Source organism: Pseudomonas sp. R1-43-08, assembly GCF_003852255.1.
GTDB lineage: Bacteria > Pseudomonadota > Gammaproteobacteria > Pseudomonadales > Pseudomonadaceae > Aquipseudomonas.
Genome location: NZ_CP027734.1, coordinates 3140494 through 3162088 on the forward strand (window position 1 = coordinate 3140494; position 21595 = coordinate 3162088).

Genomic DNA, 21595 nt, shown 5'->3' on the forward strand with positions numbered 1-21595 from the left:
GGTGCCCTGGAGTTTTTCGCGAGCAAGCTCGCTCCTACAGGGGGTGGTGGCCTATGGGCTTTCATGCAAACCAGCCTTGCAGCCACAGGCCATCCTGTTGCCCCACCGTGCGGTAGGCCCAGCCTTGCTGACCGGCGCGGGTCTGGATGAGGTAATAGTCGCGGCGAATATCAGCGCCATCCCACCAGCCGGATTCGATGCGTTCCGGGCCCATCAGGATCTGTACGCCCTGCTCGGCCAGCAAGGTCGGTTGGTTCAACAACCAGCCAGGGCGCCGGACCTTGTTCAAGCTCGGGCATGGGTGGTTGTCGACGACGGCTTGCCAGGCGCATTCAGGGCGATGGTCGGCGTGAAAACGCAGGCCCTGCACCGCCTCATCGCCCAGGCGCGCGCGCAGGCGTTCGCGCAATTGCTCCCAGGGCAGGGACTGTTGCGGGCGGTCGTCGAACAGGTCCTGGCGCTGCGGCACGAATACCGGCAAGTCCTGGGCCACCAGGCGAAACCCGCGCACCGGTGCAGTGACTTGCACCTGCTCCAATCGCCCCCGGGCCAGTTCGAACAGCATCGAAGGCTCGCGCTCGGCGCTCAGCAGGCCGACCTTGATCACACTGTCCGCTGCCTGGGCATGTTCCAGGTGCAGGTCGAAACGCTGCACGCCGCTGTCTCGCCCGCACAGGAAGGCGGCCAGGTCGGCGGTCAGACGGCGCAGGGGGAACAGCAGCGCCTGGTGGGATTGCACATCGAAATTCAACTCGATACGGACATCGAACTGGTCCGGCGGCTGATAGAAACCCAGGGCCAACGGCCGCTGCCCGCTCAGGGCGTCGAGGTGCTTGAGCAGGCTGGCGTCAAAGCGCCGCGCCAGGGTGTGCCGGGGCAGCGCTTGCACTTGGGCCAAGGTGCGCAGGCCCATGCGCGACAACGCGGTGGCGGCTTGCGGATCAATCCCGGCGCGGTCGACCGGCAACGGCGCCAGGGCCTGCATCAAGGCGCTGTCGTCGGCCACCGCCAGGCCATCGTAACGGTTGGCCAACACCCGTGCCGCCGCCGGGTTGGGCGCGGCAACGATGCGGTGACGGAAGCCCAGCTCGGTCAACTCTTTGCGCAAACGCGCCTCGAACTGCGGCCAGGGCCCGAACAGGCCCAGGCTCGACTCGATCTCGAACAGCAAGGCGCGTGGGTAATACACGCTGACCTGGGAACTGAAGCGGTAGGCCCAGGCGGCGAGAAACTGCTGCCAACGCTCGATTTCCAGCGGGTCGTACTCGGCACAGGCGAAGGTTTTGGCCAGCGCATGCGCCGCCGTCAGCGACTGGCCGGGGCGCAACCCCAGAGCGCGGGCGGCGGCATTGACGGTTTGCAGCACGCGCCGCTGCGGCGTACCGGCCAGCAGTGCCAGCGGTTGGTCGGGCTCGGGATGGGCCCGCAGCACCCCGTCCAGCGCCAATTGCGGGAAGACAATACAGACCCAGCGCATGGCAACCTCAATGCCCCGCCAGGGCAATCGGCGCCGGATGGGCCAGGCCGCCCCGGCATTTGAGCACGCGCACTTGCGCAGGCCTTGCCTCGACCGCCAGGCGCAAAGCGGCCGGCGATGGGTTGATCGCTTCACTCAAGGCGCGCCAGGCAAACGCCAGGGTTTGCCCGGTTTCCGCGGCCACCTGCAAACGGCGCAAGGCACGGTCATCGGCCTTGCGCGGCCAACACAACACCGCGCCACAACTGCCGGAGCGCAGGCATTGCTCCACCGCCCACAGCGCGTCGCGCTCCTGGGTCTGGATCACCGCGAGCTGACGCACATCCACCCCGGCGTTCTGCCAGGCATGGGGATACGGCGTATAGGGCGGTGCCACCAGCACAATACGTTCGCCCATCGCCGACAAGCGCGCCAGAGTCGGCAGCACCAGTTGCAGCTCGCCCACACCGTCCTTGGCCATCAGGATTTCACTCAAGGCCGCCTCCGGCCAGCCGCCGCTGGGCAGCACCGCATCCAGCGCCGCAAGCCCGGTGGGATACACACTGGCCGGTGGCGCGGCGGGCCGGCCCTTCCAGACTCGCCCGCCATTGAACAGCGAGTCCAGGGCAACCACGGCGCCCATCAGCCTTGCCTCACCAGGCCGCAGAACACCCCTTCGATGGCCAGGTCCTGATCGACCCCGACCACGATGGGTTGATACGCCGGGTTGCGCGGCAGCAGGCGCACCTTGTCGCCATGGCGCTCGAAACGCTTGATGGTGACTTCACCGTCCAGGCGCGCCACCACAATTTGCCCGTTCAAGGCCTCGGCACTGCGCCGCACGCCCACCAGGTCACCATCGAGAATGCCGTCTTCGATCATCGAATCGCCCTGCACGCGCAGCAGGTAGTCCGGGGTCTTGGCGAAGGTGGCGGGGTCCAGCTGCAGGCGATTGTGCACTTCGGCATCCGCGCCGATGGGCAGACCTGCGGCCACACGGCCGAGCACCGGGATGTCCAGCCATTCCGGGCGCGGCGGTTGGTTGAGCAGGCGAATACCCCGGGCCTGGTTGGGGTTGACCTCGATAAAGCCGGCTTCGGTCAGGGCCACCACATGCTTGCGGGCGACGCTGCGCGAGGCAAAGCCGAACGCCTCGGCGATCTCGGCGAGGCTCGGAGGCTGACCTTGCTGCGCGATGCGCTCGCGGATGAAGGTCAGGATGGCGGTACGGCGGGGGGTCAGGGTCGTCATGGAGTACATTTGTACTCTTGTGGGAAATTTCTGACAATAGCCGTCAGTCGGCGGTGACCCACTGATACACCTCGGTCCAAATGTGGGAGGGGCGGTGCGACGATTCGACTTGCCCTCGATGACCATGGGTATCTACACAACTGTGTAACAGCTTACGGTAACCACGATGCGAAGCGAGTCGCTCTTGATCTTGCTCTTGATCTTAAGCGCCCCGTTAAACCACGCTGGCCGCAATTCGACAGTGATTTGGGGGGTAAACCGGCAGGGATGCCGGTTTAGCCGCCCCGCGCCATGGATGGCGCGTGGCGGCGGCCCCCCAAATCACTGTCGGATTACGGGCACACCGAGCCTAGGCGAGGTGCCGAGTGGTGGGGCAAGAGCGTTTTGCTTACTTTTGCGCTTTTCAAAAGTGAGACGCCGTAAGGGCGGAACCCTAAGCCGCCGTTACCGCAGCAACGGATATGTACTCGCCTTGATCCAACATCCTGGTCGGCTGTCAGGCCGCCATCGGGGGCAAGCCCTAATGCCAGTCAGTTAAGGCTTTTTGTAGGAACGAGGCGGGCGGCTAGCCCTTGCTCGCGAAAAACTCACAGGCACCGCGTTCATTCAGAAAGCACGCGTTATCGTTGACGTTTTTCGCGAGCAAGCTCGCTCCTACAGACGGCGGTGTACGCTTAACTGACTGGCATTAGGGCAAGCCCCCTCCCACATTTGGATCGCGCGGCATCAGTCAGATAGCTATAGGCCGCCACGGGAGCAAGCCCTCTCCCACCTTTTGATCTTCATGCTCGATCGAGCTACCACCGTTCTTTCAACATGCGCAGTTCCAAATGCTGCAGCAGCATGATGGTCTTGCCATCCACGATTTCCCCACTGGCCACCATCTCCAGCGCCTGCTCGAACCCCAGTTCCAGCACTTCGATATCCTCGCCCTCCTCCGCCAGGCCGCCGCCAGCCCCAACCCGGTCGCCCGGCTGGTATTCACCAATAAAAAAGTGAATCCGTTCGGTCACCGACCCTGGGCTCATGAACGCCGCATAGATTTTCTCGACATGCCCCACGCGGTAGCCGGTTTCTTCCTCGGCCTCCAGGCGGATGCGCTCTTCGGGGCTGGCGTTGTCAAGCAACCCGGCCGCCGCTTCGATCAGGTAGCCGGCGTAATCGTTGACAAACGTGGGCATGCGGAACTGGCGGATCAACAGCACCGTGCGCTGCTCGCGGTTGTACAACAGGATGGTCGCACCGTTGCCCCGGTCGTACACCTCGCGGGTCTGGGCTTGCCAACTGCCGTCACGGCGGCGCAGCTCGAAGCTGTATTTCTTCAGGAGGTACCAGTTGTCCGAAAGGGTTTCTTCGGCGGTGATGCGCACGGGGCTGTTGTCCATGGTCGGGCCTTTTCTCAAAGAAACGGAGCATCGCGTGCAGGTCATGCAGCGTCAAGCCGGTCGCCCCGCTGCATCGCTGCAACACTTTGCAAGCAATCCTGGGTCACGGCCGTCGCATTAATTTCTCCCCCTCCCGGCTCATCTGGTACAACCCGTGCTTCGCCCTTTGTAATGGAACCTTCATGTCATCTCGTTCTATGCCCCGCCGGGGCCTGCGCTGGCTGGCGCTGCTGTGCATGGCCGTGTTGATCGTCGGCCTGCCGGTGGGCTGCGCCGTGCTGCAACACAAGGAGCGCGAACTGGTATTTCGCATCGAGCCGGGCACCGCAGGCTGGTACACCGGGCTGCCCAACGCCGTACAGGAGTTCGATATCAAGCCCGCCGCTTTCAAAGCCGGCCAGAATATTCATGGCTGGTGGTACCCGGCCGCGCAGAAAGATGCGCCCGCCATCCTCTACTTGCACGGCGTACGCTGGAACCTCACCGGCCAGCTGTTTCGCATCGAACAATTGCACGCCATGGGCTTTTCGGTGTTGGCCATCGACTATCGCGGTTTTGGCAAAAGCCAGGGCGACCTGCCTTCGGAAACCACGGTGTATGAAGACGCACGCATCGCCTGGGAGCGCTTCCAGACCTTGCAACCCGACCCCGGCAAACGCCTGCTCTACGGGCATTCCCTGGGTGGCGCAGTGGCTATCGACCTCGCCGCAGAGCTGAGCAAACAGGTACCGCTGCCGGTGCGCGGGCTGGTGATCGAATCCACGTTCACTTCCCTGGGAGATGTTGCCACGGCGGTTGCCAATACCTCGTTGCCGGTACGCTGGTTGCTCTCGCAGAAATTCGACTCCATCGACAAGATGGCCGATATCCATATGCCCTTGCTGGTGGTGCATGGCCTCGATGACCGCTACGTGCCACCGCGTTTCAGCCAGCAATTATTTGAAGCCGCCCAGGAGCCCAAGCGGCTGTTACTGGTGCCGGGTGCCAGTCATAACAACAGCATGAGCCTGGCCGGGCGCGATTATGGCCAGGCGCTGCACAAGCTGATGCAAACGAGCATGCCTTCACCGCTGGTCACGCACTCCACAGGCCGCGTGGGTGACTCATAAATGCGCTTTTCGGCACTGGGTTCGCTCAGGCCTGTCAAGCGCAAACCCTGGCCATATTGGCCCACATTGAAAGTTGATCAAATATTGACCGCAGGTTAAATCGCCAACGCTGCCGGGCCCTTGCAAAGTTATCCACAGAGATACCCACGGTTTTCGTGGACAACTCTTTTTACTTTTTCAGGTTTTTTTGCGCATCACGCGCCGTCAGGAAACGTGCCAGGCAGCAAGATCTCGCGATTCACCTCGCGTATATCGTTATAGCCACACAGTGCCATCGTCACATCCAACTCACGGGCGATGATCTCGAGCGCTTTTGTCACGCCCGCTTCGCCCATCGCCCCCAAGCCATACAGGTGCGGGCGCCCGATCATGGTGCCCTTGGCGCCCAGCGCCATGGCCTTGAGTACATCCTGGCCGGAGCGGATACCCCCGTCGAGCCACACTTCAATCCGCTTGCCCACCGCCTCGACAATCGCCGGCAGCTGGCTGATGCTCGACGGCGCGCCATCCAGCTGGCGGCCGCCGTGGTTGCTGACCACCAACGCATCGGCGCCGGTATTGGCCGCCAGGCGCGCGTCCTCCACATCGAGGATGCCCTTGATGATCAGCTTGCCGCCCCAGCACTTTTTGATCCACTCCACATCGTCCCAGCTCAGGCGCGGGTCGAACTGCTGGGCGGTCCACGCCGACAGCGAACTCATATCGGCCACCCCCGTCACATGCCCGACGATATTGCCGAAGCCCCGTCGCTGGGTGCCCAGCATGCCCATCACCCAACGCGGCTTGGTCATCATGTTGAGGATGTTCGGCAGGGTCAGCCTGGGCGGCGCGGACAGGCCGTTGATCAAGTCCTTGTGGCGCTGCCCGAGGATCTGCAGGTCCAGCGTCAACACCAATGCATCAACGCCAGCCGCCTTGGCCCGCTCGATCAAACGCTCGATAAACCCACGGTCGCGCATCACATACAACTGGAACCAGAAGGGCTGGCCGACGTGCTCGGCAATGTCTTCCAGTGAACAGATGCTCATGGTCGACAAGGTATAGCGCAGGCCAAACGCCGCAGCGGCGCGAGCGGTGAGAATCTCGCCATCGGCGTGCTGCATGCCCGCCAGGCCGGTGGGTGCCAGGGCTACCGGCATGGCCATGTCCTGGCCGATCATACTGGCGCGAATCGAACGCTCATCGATATTGCGTGCCACGCGTTGGCGGAACTTGATCCGGGCAAAGTCGCTTTCATTGGCCCGGTAGGTGCTCTCAGTCCAGGAGCCGGAATCGGCGTAGTCGTAGAACATCCGCGGGACACGTTTTTGCGCAAGCTTGCGTAAGTCTTCGATGGTTGTGATCAACGACATCGGGTCACCTCTCCCTGGACTGTGAACAGACTGAACTGAGAACAGACTGCACTGAAAACAAAGAGTACCCGGCCCTCGCCCAGCTAACCAGCCGTTGCGTTTATAAGCCTCGCCGAGTGTCGAGGTGCGGGTAGACGTCGAGCAGGTCGAGGGCATCGGCGACCGCATGGCCGCTGGCGGTATTGTCGAAAATGCACCAGGTGGGAATGCCCTCTTCAATCGACTGGCGCAGCAACCGCGCATACGCCTGCACCCGCTCGTGCCCATAGGCGCTGTGATAAATCCGCGGCGAGCCATGCAGACGCCAATAACGCACGCCGTGCCAGGCATCACCGGCAGCGATCACCGCAGGGTCGGCGCTGACCCAACCGATTTCGAGCGACTGCAACAAAGCCCCAGCCGCGAGCCAACTGGCATGGCGCGGTTCCAGCACCACGGTACCGGCAAACCGTTGGCGCAGCGCCTCGAAAAAAGCGCCGGCAACCAAAGGCTCATACCTCAGGGACGGCGGCAGCTGCACCAACAGGCACCCCAGTTTCTCGTCCAGTTGCAGGCATTGCGCGAGAAACTCGTCCAAGGCAGTGTCGCACTGCTGCAAGCGCAGTTCGTGGGTGATCCGCTTGGGCACCTTGACGGAAAAACGGAACCCCGCAGGCACCGACTCGCGCCAACGTTCGTAGGTTTTCGGCAGGTGAGGCCGATAAAACGAGCTGTTGATTTCCACCGCGTTGAAACGCGAGGCATAGCGCTGTAAATGCGTGCCCTGCTCAGCGAACGCCGGCCAATGCTCGCGAGGCAAGCTCCAGCCGGCGCAGCCCACATACAGAGGTGCTGTCAAAACAACACCGTGGCGGCATCGCGCATGAAAATCTCGATGGTCTTGGGGCCGACACCCTCGAACTCACCCAAGCGTTTTTCGAACGCCTGGCGGTTATCGCTGGCCTCGAGCATGCGGGTGATCTTGCCGCTGTACTCGGCGTTGAGCTTCGCACTCAGGTCCAACAGGCGTTGCGCCGTGGTTTCGTCGTAGCGCACGTAATGCGCGCGCCCCAACATCGCCACCAGCTCCCGCGATGTGCAGTGCTGCAATTTGCGCGGGGTGTCGCGGCCCTCCTCTTCAACGATCACCTTGTAGGCTTGCGCGGCAATGGGCGCCTGAATGCGCTTGCCCATCAGGAAACTGGCGATAAACCACTTGAACAGGCTGCTGTCATCGTCAGGCTTGAGCGCGATGCCCAACTCGGCCGCGCTGATGGAACGGGCCATGCTCACTGCCCCTTGCTGAGCTTCTCGTTGATCGCATCCGTCTGGCGCTCGATATCCTTGATCGAGGTTGGCGTCACAACCTTGTCGATAGTTTCGGTCTTGGGGTTCGGACGTTCCAGGGTCTGCCCCTTGGCGCCGTCGGCATGGCCTTTTTGCGCGTCTTCGGAACTGATGGGTGCGGGGGTTTTATCGGCGGGCGCGTGATCGGTCACAGTGCTATCTCCTGGCAATGGCGGCCGCCCACAGCGGCGGCCCTATGCAGCAGAACCTTGGGAATTTGGATTAGTTCAAGGAAATTGCCCGCTTGGCCGTTGGGTCAATTCACGCAAAAAAAATTTAAACCTTTTGCGCAGGGCGCGGCTCAACACTGATGTAACGGCATCACGCCATTTCCCAAGGAGAGACACCATGACGACTCGACTGATGAAACAAATGGGCCTGACATTCGCGCTGGTTGCGGGCTCGATTTCCACCGCGATGGCCGCCACGTCCAACGACTTTGTCGACAATGCCGCCGAGGGTGGTATCACCGAAGTGGAAGCCGGCAAGCTGGCCCTGGAAAAAAGCAGCTCGGCAGACGTGAAAACTTTTGCCCAACATATGATTACTGACCACACCAAGGCCAATCAGGAACTGATGGCCCTGGCGAAAAAACTCGACATCGAAGTACCGGATGACGCCGCCCTGACCGACAAGGCGAAGAAAGCCATCCTGGAAATGCGCGATGAATCGTTCGACAAGGCGTACGCCAACAACCAAGTCGACGCCCATCAAAAAACCGTCGACCTGTTCAAGAAGGAAGCTGAGTCCTCGGACAATGCCGAGTTGAAGGCCTTCGCCACCAAGACTCTGCCAACCCTGGAAGCACACCTGAAAATGGCCAAGGAGCTGCAAGCCAAACACGCCCATTAATCCTTCCATGACCCAAGGAGACACTCGACCATGAGTTCGCAACTCAACGGCAAGCACATCCTCGTCATCACCTCCAACACCGGCATCGAGCGTGACGAACTGCTCAAGCCCCTGCAAACCCTGCGTAGCTACGGCGCGACGGTAACGCACGCTTCCAGCAAAGGCGGCACCACCCAGACCTTTGTCGGCGATACGGAAAAGGACCAGACCGTGGAATCCGACGTGCAACTGTCGGACGTGGTCGGCGGCAACTTCGATGCGCTGGTCATTCCCGGCGGCACCGTGAATGCCGACACCCTGCGCCAGGACGCCGCTGCGCTGCGCTTGATCAATGAGTTCGCCCAGGCCGGCAAGACCATCGCGGCGATCTGCCACGGCCCGTGGGCGTTGATCGACGCCGGCGTGGTCAAAGGCAAGACCCTCACCGCGTATAAAAGCGTGCGTATCGATCTGGAAAACGCCGGTGCCGCCGGCGTGGTCGATGCCCAGGTGCAGGAATGCAAAGCCAATGGCTGGACCTTGATCACCTCGCGAACGCCGGACGATCTGCCGGCGTTCAATGAAGCGATTGCCAAGGCAGTCGCGAGCTGATCTTCAGGCCGCAACCAAAACAGGCGCCCCATGGGGCGCCTGTTTTTTTATCGCTGAATGCTGTTAGTTTTTGCGCTCTTGCGCCATCTCACGCTTGGGCCCGAACATCGCCCAGGCGATCAGCCCCAGCAGCGGTACGAAGACCAGCACCACCACCCACAACCCCTTGGTTTCCCAGCCCCCAGTGCTGCGCAATACGATATTGATCGCCCACAGTTCCAAGAGCAGCAGAATCACCGCCAGTACGATCCAGATATAGTTTATTTCCATGCTTCACCTCCTGAGGTCTAAGGCTTAGGTCAAGCAGAAGCGCCAAGGGTTCCATTGGATTTTTTCAACCGGAAGCTGGGCCGACGCGGTAAATGTGCGTTGTGCAATCCCGGCAACGACCGATCATGCAAGCTGCACGACAGCGAAACGCTAGCTTGACGCTATATATATGATTTTTAAGACAATTTATTTTGCGTAAAAGTTGGTACGCGTAATGCAATCTTCTGACTCACGAGGCGTGCGTTTCGACATGCCCGACGACTACCCGTGAGGTTCCACATGAATGCCATCGACCTTCTCAAAGCCGACCATGAACGCGTCAAGACCCTGCTGACCCAACTGAGCGAATCCACCGAGCGCGGGGTGAAAAAACGCACCGAGTTGCTGGCCAAGCTGGAGATGGAAATTACCCTGCATACCAAGCTGGAAGAAGAAATCCTCTACCCGGCTTTCAGGGAAGCCGGCGGCAAGGAACAGGACATCATGTACCACGAAGCCAAGGAAGAGCACCGCACTGTCGATTCACTGGTGCTGCCTGACCTGAAGCAGACCGATCCGTCTTCCACCGAGTTTTCCGGCCGCGTCAAAGTGGTCAAGGAGCTGCTGGAACACCATATCGAAGAAGAAGAAACCGAGATGTTTCCCCAGGCCAAGAAACTGCTGGGCAAGGCGAAGCTGGACGAGCTGGGTGCGGAAATGGAAGCGATGAAAGCAACTCACAAGAAATCTCTGGCGAGTAAGCCATTGGCCGCATGATCCCTGTTTTCAAACCCTTCCCTGATTTGCGGTAGCGACAGGCCTGCTCACAGGCCCTGTCGCGTTCCATCGCAACTGAAAAATCATGAATATGATCGCGACGGTAACGGCGCTGCACTCGAGCAGGCAAAGTAGTTCGGGATGTTACTGGAACACCGGTCAGCCAACCCTTTATCGGAAACCGAGACGCCCCTTTTCATGCGCCGCCGCTACCACCGAACCCGCAAAAGGACGCAGCGCAATGCTGCCCTGTGGCAGAACGTCGCAGATTACGCGCGGTGGCCAAGGTTGGTAGACTCTGCACCCTTCTCGTTACTCCTTTTCAAAGCCGGGTGGGCCGCTGCACAGCCATTCAGGCGTTTCACAGGACGCACCGTTGATGAGTACGTTATTCACCCGTCGCAAAGTGCTGACCGGCATGGGCCTGTTAGGCCTGGGCAGCCTGCTGGGCGGCTGTGACTACAGCCCCAAGCTGAATTTCAAGTACGGCAAGGACCTCAGTGACAAGATCATGGGGCGCACTTTCAAGCTCAAGAATACCGCCGGCGAAACCGTCACCCTCAGCTCGTACCGTGGCCTGATGCCCGTGGTGTTCTTCGGCTTTACCCAATGCCCGGCGGTCTGCCCGACCACCCTGGCACGCGCCGCCCAGGCCAAGAAGCTGATGGGCCGCGACGGTGAAATCATGCAAGTGGTGTTCATCACCCTGGACCCCGAGCGCGACACCCCCGAGATTCTCGACAAATACGTCAAGGCCTTCGACCCAAGCTTTGAAGCCCTCTACGGCACCTCGCAGGAAATCGCCGTGGCCGCCAAGGAGTTCGGGATCTTTTATGAAAAGATCCCCGCCGGCGACACCTACACCCTGTCCCACACCGCCACCAGCTTCGTGTTCGACACCCGTGGCAACCTGCGCCTTGGCTTGCAGGCGTCCCTTACCGCTAAAGAGTGCGCAGAAGACCTGCTCACCGTCATGGAGGTCTGCTAATGACTGCCGTTCAACACCTCAAGCGTCTCACCCTCGGCCTCACCCTGCTCGGCCTCGCCGCCCACGCCAGCGCCCAGGTGCAAGTGACCGACGCCTGGGTCCGCGCCACCGTGCCGGGCCAGCCCTCCAGCGGCGCGTTCATGACCGTCACCGCCGACAGCGACAGCCAGTTGCTGCGCTTGGCGTCGCCCGTGGCCAAGGACGTGCAGATCCATGAAATGAGCATGAAGGACGACGTAATGCGCATGGGCCCGGTGGACTCGGTGGCGCTGCCCGCCGGCAAAGCCGTCACGCTCGACCCGAATGGCTACCACGTCATGCTGATGGGCCTGACCGGCCAGATCAAGGAAGGCGACCAGGTGCCGCTGACCCTTACGGTAAAAGATGCCAAGGGCGCTGAGCAAAGCATTGAAGTGAAGGCTGCTGCGCGGGGTGTTGACGGGATGGACCACAGCCAGATGGACCACAGCAAGATGCATTGAGGCTCGAACCCGGCCGTGGCTGTATATCAGCCGCTACGGGCATATGCCTGGATTCGCGCTGCACTTTCATTTCATCCCTGTCTATGACTGGGTAGAGCAAGCCTTCTGGCAGGATGAACGCTATCGCATACTGCACAATTTCGGCTCGCAAGCACAGGCCAAAACCCTGACCGATGGGGCTGAACTGACGCTGTTTGTAAAGATCGTTCCCACGCTCCCGCGTGGGAATGCAGCCCGTGACGCTCTGCGTCACCTGAGCGCAGTGGCTGGCAGGACGCAGAGCGTCCCGGAAGGCATTCCCACGCAGAGCATGGGAACGATCAGGGCTATACGGTGATCGACGGAGCAGGCGATTACGTAACCAGGCACTCGCTTTGGTCGCCTGCCGCACTGGAATTCTGCGCAAGCTTTTTCACCATCGGCACACACGCCAACACCAGTCCCGCTGGCGAGCGATACACCGCCTGCTCATGCCCCACATACCCGCACGCTCTATAAAAGCTCACCGCGTGGGAATGCAGCGCGTGACGCTCTGCGTCAGCCGAGCTCGTCTGGTGTGGCTCGTTTTATCTCCAGCACAGCGCTCCCCTTCTCCAGGATTCAAACTGCCATTAGCCCATTTGTGCTAATCGACCCACTCCTCCCCCAGCGCTATATTCCTCAGCACTTCCAACGCCCAACCAACACCACGCATTCAGCGCGTGAGGCGCCGTTGCGCATTGGAAAAACCATAACAACCCAAGGAAGAAGCACCATGAAACTCCATTCCCCCGTTACTCGTCTCGCCCTGCTTGGCGCACTGATCATCGGCGTCGCCGGTTGCAGCAATATCAAACCCACCGAAGACCATCTCAAGACGCTGTCGGAGACCAACTTGGGTGAACCCGTGAAGCGTATTGCCAATGTGCGCAGCGACTCCATGACAACCTATTACATCGCGAGCACCGCGTCCGGTGACTATAACTGCGTGCTCTCAACCGGCGTGGGTGGCGCACTGCATGCAGTCGGCAGCTTTGGCCTGATAAAGCCTGCCGCTTTCTGCCAACCCAAAGGGGCACGTGGCAACGCGCTGACCCCATTTATGCAGTAATTTGTTCCCGACTGAGCTCACGCAGGGTGCCGCGCAATTGCGCAGGTCGTACCGGTTTGGACAGGATCGCGATCTGACGATCGTGCAACGCGGCCTGGATTTTCTCCACGTCGTGCCCGGTGAGGATCAGCGCCGGCACCGCCCAACCGCGTTGCCGGCGCAGATGGTCGATGCATTCGATGCCGGTAGCATGATTGCCCAGGTCGTAGTCAGCGACGATGATGTCGCAGTCGCTGACCAGGTCATGCCCTGATGACTCTGCCTGCACCTGGCAGCCCCAGCGCTCCAGCAAGGCCTGGGTAGCGAGCAATACGTTGTGGTCATCTTCCACCAGACAGACTTTCAAACCCGTCAGCAGCCCAGCCTGGCGCGCCTCATCGCGCGGTGCCGGCTGACGTGGCGCGGAGACTGGCGTCAGGCCGTACAGGCTGACCGAAGTGCCATGTCCCACCCGCGAGCGCAGACTTACCTGCAGGTCCATCAAGCGTCCCAGGCGCTTGACGATCGACAGCCCCAGGCCCACGCCTTCCACGTCTTTGTCGCGCACGTGGCGCACCCGATAAAATTCTTCGAAGACCTTTGACAGATGCTCCTCGGCAATTCCCCGCCCACGGTCATGAATCTCCACCGCCAAACCACCGCCACGCCTGCGCACACCGATCAACACCGGCCGTTGCGCACCGTATTTGAAGCAATTGGACAGCACGTTTTGCACCATGGTCGCCAACAACGCCGGATCCACCTGCACCCAGTGCGCGCACGGACGCAGCTGCAAGTGCACCCCGGCCCAGCGCGCCGCCTCGGCGTTCTGGCGCACCAGGTCGGAGAGGAACTCCCCCAGATCGATCACCTGGTACTTGGGCAGGAGCCGAGCGTTATCGAGGGTGTAGAGGTCAAGAATCGAGCGGAACAGCTGCGACACGTTGAGCAACGAACGGTCGATATTGTCCACCAATCGCCGCTCTTCATCGCCCAGCCGGGCTTCGCGCAGGCAGGCGGTGAACAGGCCGATGGAGTGGATCGGCTGACGCAGGTCATGACTGGCCTGGGCCAGGAAGCGGGATTTTTCCAGGTTGGCGGCGATGGCTTCTTCGGAGGCCTTGCGCGTGCGCTCCAACAGTATGTGCGCGTAGACCGGGATCACCGTGCTGGTGATCATCAGCATCAGCACCATGAACGGCTGCGCCTGCCACCACGGCGTAAGCCGGTACACCACCAGCAGCGCCAGCAACGCCAGCCCGGTGGCAATCGCCAGGTAACGCGAGCCGTAACGCATGCCATTGCCCAAGTTGACCCACACCATCACCGCATACAGCGGCAACGCCGCTTCACCACCCACGACCAGGCCGAATGAGGTGCCAGTGTAATCATGCAGCATGCCGAAAATCCGCCGCGCAGGGTAATGCCCTGGCCAGCGCGCAATCACCTGGCGCAGAGCGATGGACGCGAGCAAGAACACGAAAATGTACAGAATTACCGGCAGATAGGTGTCCAGCGAATGCCCGGGCAAAAAACCCAGCACGCCGATATACACAATGGCGATCGCGGCCACCATGATGCGCAGGTTGGCCTGGTCGAGTTCGGAGTTGGTCTCAAGACTCATAGTCATATCCTTGACATGCCCTTTGCGGGCGCGGTGGTAAAGTAACATGCCTCAGCACAGCCATGCCCCAGGAAGGAGCCCACCATGACCGACAGGATCATCATCGCCGACGACCATCCGATGTTTCGCGAAGGCATGGCGCGCACCGTACAGCGCCTGCTACCCGAGGCCGTGGTACAGGAAGCCGGCACCCTGGATGACGTGCATGGATTACTGCTTGACCCCAACGACATCGACACGCTGATCCTCGACCTGCGCTTCCCCGGCCTGACCTGCATGAGCCAGCTCGCCGACCTGCGCCGACAACTGCGGCGCACCACGCTGGTGGTCGTGTCGATGGTGGATGACCCGGCGCTGATCGAACAGGTGATGAACCTGGGCGTCGACGGTTTTATCGGCAAGAACATCGCCCCCGACGAGATCGGCCAGGCGCTGTTGGCGATCCGTGAAGGTGAAGTTTTGGTCAAGTTCGCCCCCTCGGGCCTGTTGCCCCTCGATATCCACACGCTTACCGCCCGCCAGCGAGAAGTGCTGCGCCTGATCGCCGAGGGCAAGACCAACAAGGAAATCGCCAAGGCCCTGGCGATCTCGCCGTTTACCGTGCGCATTCATGTGTCGTCGTTGCTGCGCAGTTTGAAGGTGCCGTCGCGGGCTGCGGCGGCGGTGAAATATTACGGCGAACTCTGACGCTGCATCCGATATTTATGCTCACTCCCAAGCTTAATAATATTTTATTAAAAACCACCCTCCCCCTAGCCTTGAAGCCATGCCCACGTTGAATCCAACTGCATGACGCAAGGACAGACACATGACTGAATCAATAACAAAAACCGACACCCTGGTGGTTGGCGCCGGCCAGGCCGGCGTGGCCATGAGCGAGCATTTGAGCAAGCACGGCGTGCCGCACCTGGTGCTGGAGCGCAGTCGTATCGCCGAGCGCTGGCGCACCGGGCGCTGGGATTCACTGGTGGCCAACGGGCCGGCCTGGCATGACCGTTTTCCCGGCCTGGAATTCGATGATGTGGCCCCCGATGGCTTTGCGCCGAAGGAGCGCGTGGCGGACTACTTTGAAGCCTATGCGCGCAAGTTCAATGCGCCGATTCGTACGGGCGTGGAGGTGACGTCGGTGGTGCGCAATGAAGGCCGTCCAGGCTTTACCGTACACACCAGCCAAGGCGTGATCGAAGCCAACCGCGTGGTGGCCGCCACCGGGCCGTTTCAGAAGCCGGTGATTCCGGCGATTGCGCCGACAGATACCGCGCTGCATCAGCTGCATTCCGCCGATTATCGCAACCCGGCGCAACTGCCGGCGGGCGCCGTGCTGGTGGTGGGTGCGGGCTCTTCCGGCGTGCAAATCGCCGATGAACTGCAACGTTCCGGTCGTCAGGTGTACCTGTCGGTCGGCGCCCATGACCGTCCGCCTCGGGCTTATCGCAACCGGGATTTCTGCTGGTGGCTGGGGGTGCTGGGCGAGTGGGACCAGGCCGCGATGAAACCCGGCCGCGAGCACGTGACCATCGCGGTGAGCGGCGCCCACGGCGGCAAGACCATCGACTTTCGGGAACTGGCCCAGCAAGGCATGACCCTGGTCGGCCTCACCCAAGCGTTTAACGGCAGCGTCGCCACGTTCCAACCGAACCTGGCAGAGAATCTGGCCCGTGGCGATGAGAACTACCTGGCCCTGCTGGATGCGGCCGATGCATACATAGAGCGCAACGGCCTCGACCTGCCGCTTGAGCCCGACGCCCGCCGCGTATTCCCGGATGCCGACTGCATCAAGCATCCGATCCTGGAACTTGACCTTGCCCAGGCCGGCATCACTTCGATTATCTGGGCCACCGGGTTTGCCGTGGACTACAGCTGGCTCAAGGTGGACGCATTCGACGCAGCCGGCAAGCCCCGGCACCAGCGCGGCGTAGCCAGCGAAGCCGGGATTTATTTCCTGGGGTTGCCGTGGCAGTCGCGCCGTGGCTCGTCGTTTATCTGGGGTGTGTGGCACGACGCCAAGTACGTGGCCGACCATATCGCCATTCAGCGTCAATACCTTGAGTACCGCGAAGCCGCCCCAGTGGCTCGCCCCTCCCCTGTCAGCGCCTGATCCCTTTGCCGGAGTTTTTTTGATGCCTACTCATACTCGCATCCGCATGTTCAACACCAAAGAAACCTACCCCAACCAAAGCCTGGACAACGACCTGTGCCAAGCCGTACGTGCCGGTAATACCGTGTATGTGCGCGGCCAGGTGGGCACCGATTTCGACGGCAACCTGATCGGCCTGGGCGACCCGCGTGCCCAGGCCGAACAAGCCATGCGCAACGTCAAGCAACTGCTTGAGGAAGCGGGCTCCGATCTGTCGCATATCGTCAAGACCACCACCTACCTGATCGACCCGCGCTACCGCGAACCGGTGTATCAAGAAGTCGGCAAGTGGCTCAAGGGCGTGTTCCCGATCTCCACCGGGCTGGTGGTTTCAGCGCTGGGCCAGCCGCAGTGGCTGATGGAAATCGATGTGATCGCGGTTATTCCAGAGTAAGGAGACTAGCCATGACCTTTTCAATCGTGGGTCGCTGCGCGGAGACCGGCCAGCTGGGCATCGCCATCAGCTCCTCGAGCATCGCCGTGGGCGCGCGTTGCCCATGGCTGCGGCCGGGTGTAGGTGCGGTCGCCACCCAGAACATCACGCTGCCGGCCCTTGGCCCGCAAGTGCTCGACTGCCTGGAGCAAGGCCTCACGCCGGCGGATGCCGTCGACACAGCCCTGACGCGCAACGGCTACAGCCAATACCGCCAGCTGACCGCAATTGATCACCTGGGCCGCAGCGTGCATTTCAGCGGCAGCGAAACCCTCGGCACCCACAATGCCGTGTCGGGCGAGCAATGCGTGGCGGCGGGGAATATGCTCGCCGACCGAGGGGTGATCGAGGCGATGGTCAGCGCCTTCGAACACGGCGAAGGCCAGTTGGCGGACCGCTTGCTCGCGGCAATGCATGCCGCCATCGGCGCCGGTGGCGAAGCCGGACCGGTGCATTCCGCCGCGCTGGTGGTGGTGGGTGAGCTGACCTGGCCGATCATCAACCTGCGCGTGGACTGGGCCGATGAAGCCCCCATCGGTCAATTGCAAACACTGTGGGACGCCTACCGTCCGCAAGTGCAGGACTACATCGACCGCGCCCTTGCCCCGGATCGCTCCCCAGGCTATGGCGTGGCCGGAGACGAGCGATGAGTCGCAGCCGCGAGTTGTTGCAGACGCTGGTGGGGTTCGATACCACCAGCCGCGAGTCCAACCTGCAGTTGATCGCGTTCGTGCGCGACTACCTGGAGGGGTTCGGCGTTGCCAGCGAGCTGATCTACAACGCGTCGCGCAGCAAGGCTAACCTGTTTGCCAGCGTCGGCCCGGTGGAGTTACCCGGCATTGTGTTGTCGGGGCATACCGATGTGGTGCCGGTGGATGGACAGCCCTGGACGCTGCCGCCGTTTCAACTGACCGAGCGTGACGGCAAGCTGTACGGCCGTGGCACCGCCGACATGAAAGGCTACATCGCCTGCGTGCTGGCGCTGGTGCCGGAGTTGGTCGAGGCGCGGTTGCGCCTGCCGGTACACATCGCCCTGTCTTACGACGAAGAAGTCGGCTGCCTCGGGGTACGCTCGCTGCTCGACGTGTTGGCGCAACGTCCGGTGAAGCCGATGCTGTGCATTATTGGCGAACCGACTGAGCTCAAACCGGTGCTCGGCCACAAGGGCAAGCTGGCGATGCGCTGCGATGTACAGGGCGAGGCGTGCCACTCGGCGTATGCACCGTCCGGCGTGAATGCGATCGAGCACGCCGCCGAGTTGATCGGCGAACTGGGGCGCATTGGCCAACGCTTGCGTGCACACCAGGACCCTCGCTTCGATCCGCCGTTCAGCACCGTGCAAACCGGCGTGATCAGCGGCGGCAAGGCCCTGAATATCGTGCCCGCCGACTGCCGGTTTGATTTCGAAGTACGCGCCCTGCCCTCGATGGATCCGGGTGAAGTGGCGCACGAACTGCACACCTACGCCATGCAGCAAGTACTGCCGCGCATGCAGGCCGTGAGCAAGCAGAGTTCGATCCGGTTCACCGAGTTGTCCGCCTACCCGGGCTTGGTCACCGATGAGCACAGCCAGGCCGCGCAATTGATTGCGTCGTTTTGCGGCTCCAGTGCGTTTGGCACCGTGGCGTTTGGCACTGAGGGTGGGCTGTTTGATGCAGCGGGTATTCCCACGGTGGTGTGCGGGCCTGGCAGCATGGACCAGGGGCACAAGCCGGATGAGTTTGTGAGCGTGGAGCAGCTGGCAGGGTGTGATGCCCTGTTACAGCGGATGCTGAATTCGATCCGCCTCTGAATACACCACAAATCAAATGTGGGAGGGGGCTTGCCCCCGATTGCGGTGTATCAGTCAACTTATCTGTAGGTGACCCACCGTAATCGGGAGCAAGCCCCCTCCCACATTGGGCTCTGTGTTCAGCCGAGCAATCGCGCCAGCTCTTCGCGGCAGTAATCAACGAACAGTTGCACCGGTTTGGTCAGCGGGGCGCGCTTGAGCCACACCGCCGACAACCCCGAGCCAGTGACGGTTTCCACCAGCGGGATACACACCACCTTCTGCCCATCATAGGTGTACTCGCTGAACGGCTTGGTCACCAGGATCGAAAACCCGAACCCGCGCCCCACCATGCCTCGCACCATCTCGATCGACGGCGAGCTGAACACGATATTCGGCGTCAACCCACGCTCATCAAAGATGCTCACGAAGTAAGTCCGGCTCGGCAGCACGTCCAGCAGAATCATCGGCTCCAGCACCAGGTCGACCAACGACACCTTGGCCTGCCGTGCAAAACGGTGATCGGCCGGCAACAACGCGTATGGCTGCTGCGGCGGCATCAAGGGCGTGGTTTCGATGGCGCCGCCCAGGTCGTGCTCGAACAGCATCGCCACATCGATGGTGCCCGCCGTCAGCGCCTGCACCAACTCCTGTTGCTCACCGTCACGCAGGCGGATTTCCACCCCCGGCCAGCGTGTCTTGAACCCGGCGATCAGGCGCGGCAGGTACAACGGCGCCACGGTTTCAAAGCAGCCGATATCGATCTGCCCGGCCACCACATCATTGTCGGCCAAGGCGTTCTGTTCGAACTCATGGGCCACTCGCAGCAGCTCCAGCGCCTTGCGATAAAACCGCGCGCCGCTGGGGGTCAGCGACACACCCTGGGCGTGATGGCGGATAAACAACTGCACACCAAAACTGTCTTCCAACTGCTTGATGGCAGTGGACACAGACGGCTGGGCGATATACAGCTTGCGCGACGCCTCGGCGACGCTGCCGCATTCGGCGGTGGTGACGAAATATCTGAGTTGGCGCAGGTTGTAGGCAGCCATCGGGGCCTCCGAAAACGGGGGTTTTCGCCCCAAGAACGTGCAAGAAAATCCGGCTTTTTTCATCGATTCAAGCCCATGCAACATACCGGAGCAAAAACTGCCGCGAGATACTTTTTTTAAGGTCTATAGCAACAAACTTACTAATTTACCTCCCCGTGCCCATTGCAGATGATCACTCCAACAACAAAGCGCCGCCGTTGCTGCGCACAGCGAAGTACGTCCACGTACTCACCTTGCCTTGGAGCTCGTCATGGTTACCACTGCAACATCCTCCGCCCCGCTTATCGAAAAACACACGATTGGATACGTGCCCCCGGAAGATCGCCATGGAAAGGTAAGAGACCTGTTCACCCTGTGGTTCGGCGGCAACATCGCGCCGCTGCCGATCGTCACCGGCGCATTGGGGGTGCAGTTGTTCCACCTCAACCTGGTATGGGGCATCGTTGCCATTCTGGTCGGCCATCTGGTCGGCGGTGTGTTGATGGCACTGCACTCGGCCCAGGGCCCGCAAATGGGCATTCCGCAAATGATCCAGAGCCGTGCCCAGTTCGGCTCCCTCGGCGCGTTGCTGGTGGTGGTGATTGCCGGCGTGATGTACATCGGCTTCTTCGCCTCCAACATCGTGCTGGCCGGCAAATCCCTGCATGGCGTGGTCGATGCGGTGCCGGTGCCCGTCGGCATCGTGATCGGCGCCATTGGTTCGGGCATCATCGGCATCATCGGCTATCGCTTCATTCATGTGCTCAACCGCATCGGCACCTGGGTACTTGGCGCCGGCATCGTGCTGGGCTTCGGCTACATCTTCACCCATGTGCAGACCACGGATTTCCTGACCCGCGGCAGCTTCAACATTTCCGGTTGGCTGGCCACCGTTTCCCTCGCCGCGCTGTGGCAGATCGCCTTTGCGCCGTATGTTTCGGATTATTCCCGCTACCTGCCCGCCGATGTGCCCGTCGCGTCCACCTTCTGGACCACCTACCTGGGCTCCGCGCTGGGTTCGAGCCTGGCCTTCATCTTCGGCGCCGTCGCCGTGCTCGCCACCCCCGTGGGCATGGACACCATGGACGCCGTCAAACTCGCCACCGGCGCCATTGGCCCGCTGATGCTGGTGCTGTTCCTGCTCAGCGTGATCAGCCACAACGCCCTCAACCTGTACGGCGCGGTGCTGTCGATCATCACCCTGGTGCAGACCTTCGCCTACCGCTGGATCCCTACGGCGAAAAGCCGCGCGGTGATCTCGGTGGTGGTGCTGGCCGCCTGCGCGATTGCGGCGGTATTCGCCTCCAAGGACTTCATCGGCCACTTCGTCGACATGGTGCTGGTGCTGCTGGTGGTCCTGGTGCCGTGGACGGCGATCAACCTGATCGACTTCTACGCGATCCACAAAGGCCAATATGACATCGCCTCGATCTTTCGCGTGGATGGCGGGATCTACGGCAAGTACAACCCACAGGCGCTGCTGGCGTATGCGGTGGGGATCGCGGTGCAGATTCCGTTCATGAATACGCCGCTGTACGTCGGGCCGATTTCCGAACACATCAACGGCGCGGATCTGTCCTGGGTGGTGGGGTTGGTGGTGACGTCGCCGTTGTACTTCTGGTTGGCGAGTCGGGACAGTGCGTATAAGCGCCGGATGGAGGGGGGCAAGTTGGCGGCTGGGGTCTGATACAAGCGCATGGTGCGCCTTGGCA

General features: G+C 61.5%; 24 protein-coding genes and 1 pseudogene. 14 read left to right on the forward strand and 11 right to left on the reverse strand.

What is annotated here, in order from left to right; genetic code table 11:
• Positions 1 to 61: 61 nt before the first annotated feature.
• The 4 genes from C4J87_RS14280 to C4J87_RS14295 form a co-directional block, all read right to left on the reverse strand.
• Positions 62 to 1477, reverse strand: coding sequence for a DNA polymerase Y family protein (locus tag C4J87_RS14280; RefSeq protein WP_124367316.1), 1416 nt, complete (start codon positions 1475 to 1477; stop codon positions 62 to 64).
• Between the two features lie 7 nt (positions 1478 to 1484).
• Positions 1485 to 2099 (reverse strand): translesion DNA synthesis-associated protein ImuA, encoded by a 615-nt coding sequence (imuA, locus tag C4J87_RS14285; RefSeq protein ID WP_124367317.1) that lies wholly within the window; start codon positions 2097 to 2099, stop codon positions 1485 to 1487.
• Positions 2099 to 2716 (reverse strand): transcriptional repressor LexA, encoded by a 618-nt coding sequence (gene lexA / locus C4J87_RS14290; RefSeq protein WP_124367318.1) that lies wholly within the window; start codon positions 2714 to 2716, stop codon positions 2099 to 2101. The genes imuA and lexA overlap by 1 nt, the downstream gene beginning before the upstream one ends.
• Before the next feature lie 788 nt (positions 2717 to 3504).
• Positions 3505 to 4092, reverse strand: a complete 588-nt coding sequence (locus C4J87_RS14295; RefSeq protein ID WP_124367319.1) for an NUDIX domain-containing protein — start codon at positions 4090 to 4092, stop codon at positions 3505 to 3507.
• Positions 4093 to 4274: 182 nt separating this feature from the next.
• Here C4J87_RS14295 and C4J87_RS14300 point away from each other — a divergent pair, with 182 nt between their 5' ends.
• Positions 4275 to 5201, forward strand: a complete 927-nt coding sequence (locus C4J87_RS14300; RefSeq protein ID WP_124363182.1) for an alpha/beta hydrolase — start codon at positions 4275 to 4277, stop codon at positions 5199 to 5201.
• 194 nt (positions 5202 to 5395) lie between these two features.
• Here C4J87_RS14300 and C4J87_RS14305 read toward each other — a convergent pair whose 3' ends face one another.
• The 4 genes from C4J87_RS14305 to C4J87_RS14320 form a co-directional block, all read right to left on the reverse strand.
• A complete protein-coding gene (locus C4J87_RS14305; protein ID WP_124367320.1) occupies positions 5396 to 6553 on the reverse strand; it encodes an alpha-hydroxy acid oxidase in 1158 nt (385 codons plus the stop codon).
• 100 nt (positions 6554 to 6653) lie between these two features.
• On the reverse strand, positions 6654 to 7391 hold the full coding sequence (locus C4J87_RS14310; protein ID WP_124367321.1) for a DUF72 domain-containing protein: 738 nt from the start codon (positions 7389 to 7391) through the stop codon (positions 6654 to 6656).
• Complete coding sequence (locus tag C4J87_RS14315; protein WP_124367322.1) at positions 7388 to 7819, reverse strand: DNA methylase; 432 nt, start codon at positions 7817 to 7819, stop codon at positions 7388 to 7390. The genes C4J87_RS14310 and C4J87_RS14315 overlap by 4 nt, the downstream gene beginning before the upstream one ends.
• A 2-nt stretch (positions 7820 to 7821) precedes the next feature.
• On the reverse strand, positions 7822 to 8031 hold the full coding sequence (locus C4J87_RS14320; RefSeq protein ID WP_124367323.1) for a hypothetical protein: 210 nt from the start codon (positions 8029 to 8031) through the stop codon (positions 7822 to 7824).
• A 196-nt stretch (positions 8032 to 8227) separates the two neighbouring features.
• Here C4J87_RS14320 and C4J87_RS14325 point away from each other — a divergent pair, with 196 nt between their 5' ends.
• Positions 8228 to 8731 (forward strand): DUF4142 domain-containing protein, encoded by a 504-nt coding sequence (locus C4J87_RS14325; protein WP_124363187.1) that lies wholly within the window; start codon positions 8228 to 8230, stop codon positions 8729 to 8731.
• Positions 8732 to 8761: 30 nt separating this feature from the next.
• Entirely contained in the window at positions 8762 to 9322 is a 561-nt protein-coding gene (locus tag C4J87_RS14330; RefSeq protein WP_124367324.1) for a type 1 glutamine amidotransferase domain-containing protein, read from the forward strand.
• Positions 9323 to 9385: 63 nt separating this feature from the next.
• Here C4J87_RS14330 and C4J87_RS14335 read toward each other — a convergent pair whose 3' ends face one another.
• On the reverse strand, positions 9386 to 9592 hold the full coding sequence (locus tag C4J87_RS14335) for a hypothetical protein (RefSeq protein WP_124363189.1): 207 nt from the start codon (positions 9590 to 9592) through the stop codon (positions 9386 to 9388).
• Positions 9593 to 9871: 279 nt separating this feature from the next.
• Here C4J87_RS14335 and C4J87_RS14340 point away from each other — a divergent pair, with 279 nt between their 5' ends.
• From C4J87_RS14340 to C4J87_RS14360, 5 genes and pseudogenes are all read left to right on the forward strand, one after another.
• The gene (locus C4J87_RS14340) at positions 9872 to 10348 is read left to right on the forward strand and encodes a hemerythrin domain-containing protein (protein ID WP_124367325.1); all 477 of its coding nucleotides are present in this window, start codon (positions 9872 to 9874) and stop codon (positions 10346 to 10348) included.
• Between the two features lie 379 nt (positions 10349 to 10727).
• Positions 10728 to 11336, forward strand: coding sequence for an SCO family protein (locus C4J87_RS14345; protein ID WP_124367326.1), 609 nt, complete (start codon positions 10728 to 10730; stop codon positions 11334 to 11336).
• Positions 11336 to 11818: a copper chaperone PCu(A)C gene (locus C4J87_RS14350; protein WP_124367327.1), complete on the forward strand. Its 483-nt coding sequence runs from the start codon at positions 11336 to 11338 to the stop codon at positions 11816 to 11818. The genes C4J87_RS14345 and C4J87_RS14350 overlap by 1 nt, the downstream gene beginning before the upstream one ends.
• Positions 11808 to 12155, forward strand: a pseudogene (locus C4J87_RS26725) (hypothetical protein); the annotation flags it as partial. The gene C4J87_RS14350 and the pseudogene C4J87_RS26725, both read left to right, overlap by 11 nt.
• A 417-nt stretch (positions 12156 to 12572) precedes the next feature.
• Entirely contained in the window at positions 12573 to 12908 is a 336-nt protein-coding gene (locus C4J87_RS14360) for a hypothetical protein (protein ID WP_124367328.1), read from the forward strand.
• Here C4J87_RS14360 and C4J87_RS14365 read toward each other — a convergent pair.
• Positions 12898 to 14511, reverse strand: a complete 1614-nt coding sequence (locus C4J87_RS14365) for a hybrid sensor histidine kinase/response regulator (protein WP_124367329.1) — start codon at positions 14509 to 14511, stop codon at positions 12898 to 12900. The two genes, C4J87_RS14360 and C4J87_RS14365, sit on opposite strands and share 11 nt — an antisense overlap.
• An 84-nt stretch (positions 14512 to 14595) precedes the next feature.
• Between C4J87_RS14365 and C4J87_RS14370 the strand changes: the two genes are divergently transcribed.
• The 5 genes from C4J87_RS14370 (at position 14596) to argE (ending at position 18873) form a co-directional block, all read left to right on the forward strand.
• Positions 14596 to 15198: a response regulator transcription factor gene (locus C4J87_RS14370; protein WP_124367330.1), complete on the forward strand. Its 603-nt coding sequence runs from the start codon at positions 14596 to 14598 to the stop codon at positions 15196 to 15198.
• 121 nt (positions 15199 to 15319) lie between these two features.
• Positions 15320 to 16609 (forward strand): NAD(P)/FAD-dependent oxidoreductase, encoded by a 1290-nt coding sequence (locus tag C4J87_RS14375; RefSeq protein WP_124367331.1) that lies wholly within the window; start codon positions 15320 to 15322, stop codon positions 16607 to 16609.
• 22 nt (positions 16610 to 16631) lie between these two features.
• Positions 16632 to 17042, forward strand: a complete 411-nt coding sequence (locus C4J87_RS14380) for a RidA family protein (RefSeq protein WP_063030874.1) — start codon at positions 16632 to 16634, stop codon at positions 17040 to 17042.
• Positions 17043 to 17053: 11 nt separating this feature from the next.
• Positions 17054 to 17731 carry a DUF1028 domain-containing protein gene (locus tag C4J87_RS14385; protein WP_124367332.1) on the forward strand — a complete coding sequence of 226 codons (678 nt, stop codon included), beginning with the start codon at positions 17054 to 17056 and terminating at the stop codon, positions 17729 to 17731.
• Positions 17728 to 18873, forward strand: a complete 1146-nt coding sequence (gene argE, locus C4J87_RS14390; RefSeq protein ID WP_124367333.1) for an acetylornithine deacetylase — start codon at positions 17728 to 17730, stop codon at positions 18871 to 18873. The genes C4J87_RS14385 and argE overlap by 4 nt, the downstream gene beginning before the upstream one ends.
• A gap of 119 nt (positions 18874 to 18992) precedes the next feature.
• Here the strand turns inward: argE and C4J87_RS14395 are convergent, their stop codons facing one another.
• Complete coding sequence (locus C4J87_RS14395; RefSeq protein WP_124367334.1) at positions 18993 to 19904, reverse strand: LysR substrate-binding domain-containing protein; 912 nt, start codon at positions 19902 to 19904, stop codon at positions 18993 to 18995.
• A gap of 250 nt (positions 19905 to 20154) precedes the next feature.
• Here C4J87_RS14395 and C4J87_RS14400 point away from each other — a divergent pair, with 250 nt between their 5' ends.
• Positions 20155 to 21570, forward strand: a complete 1416-nt coding sequence (locus C4J87_RS14400) for a cytosine permease (protein ID WP_124363198.1) — start codon at positions 20155 to 20157, stop codon at positions 21568 to 21570.
• The last annotated feature ends 25 nt before the right edge of the window (positions 21571 to 21595 follow it).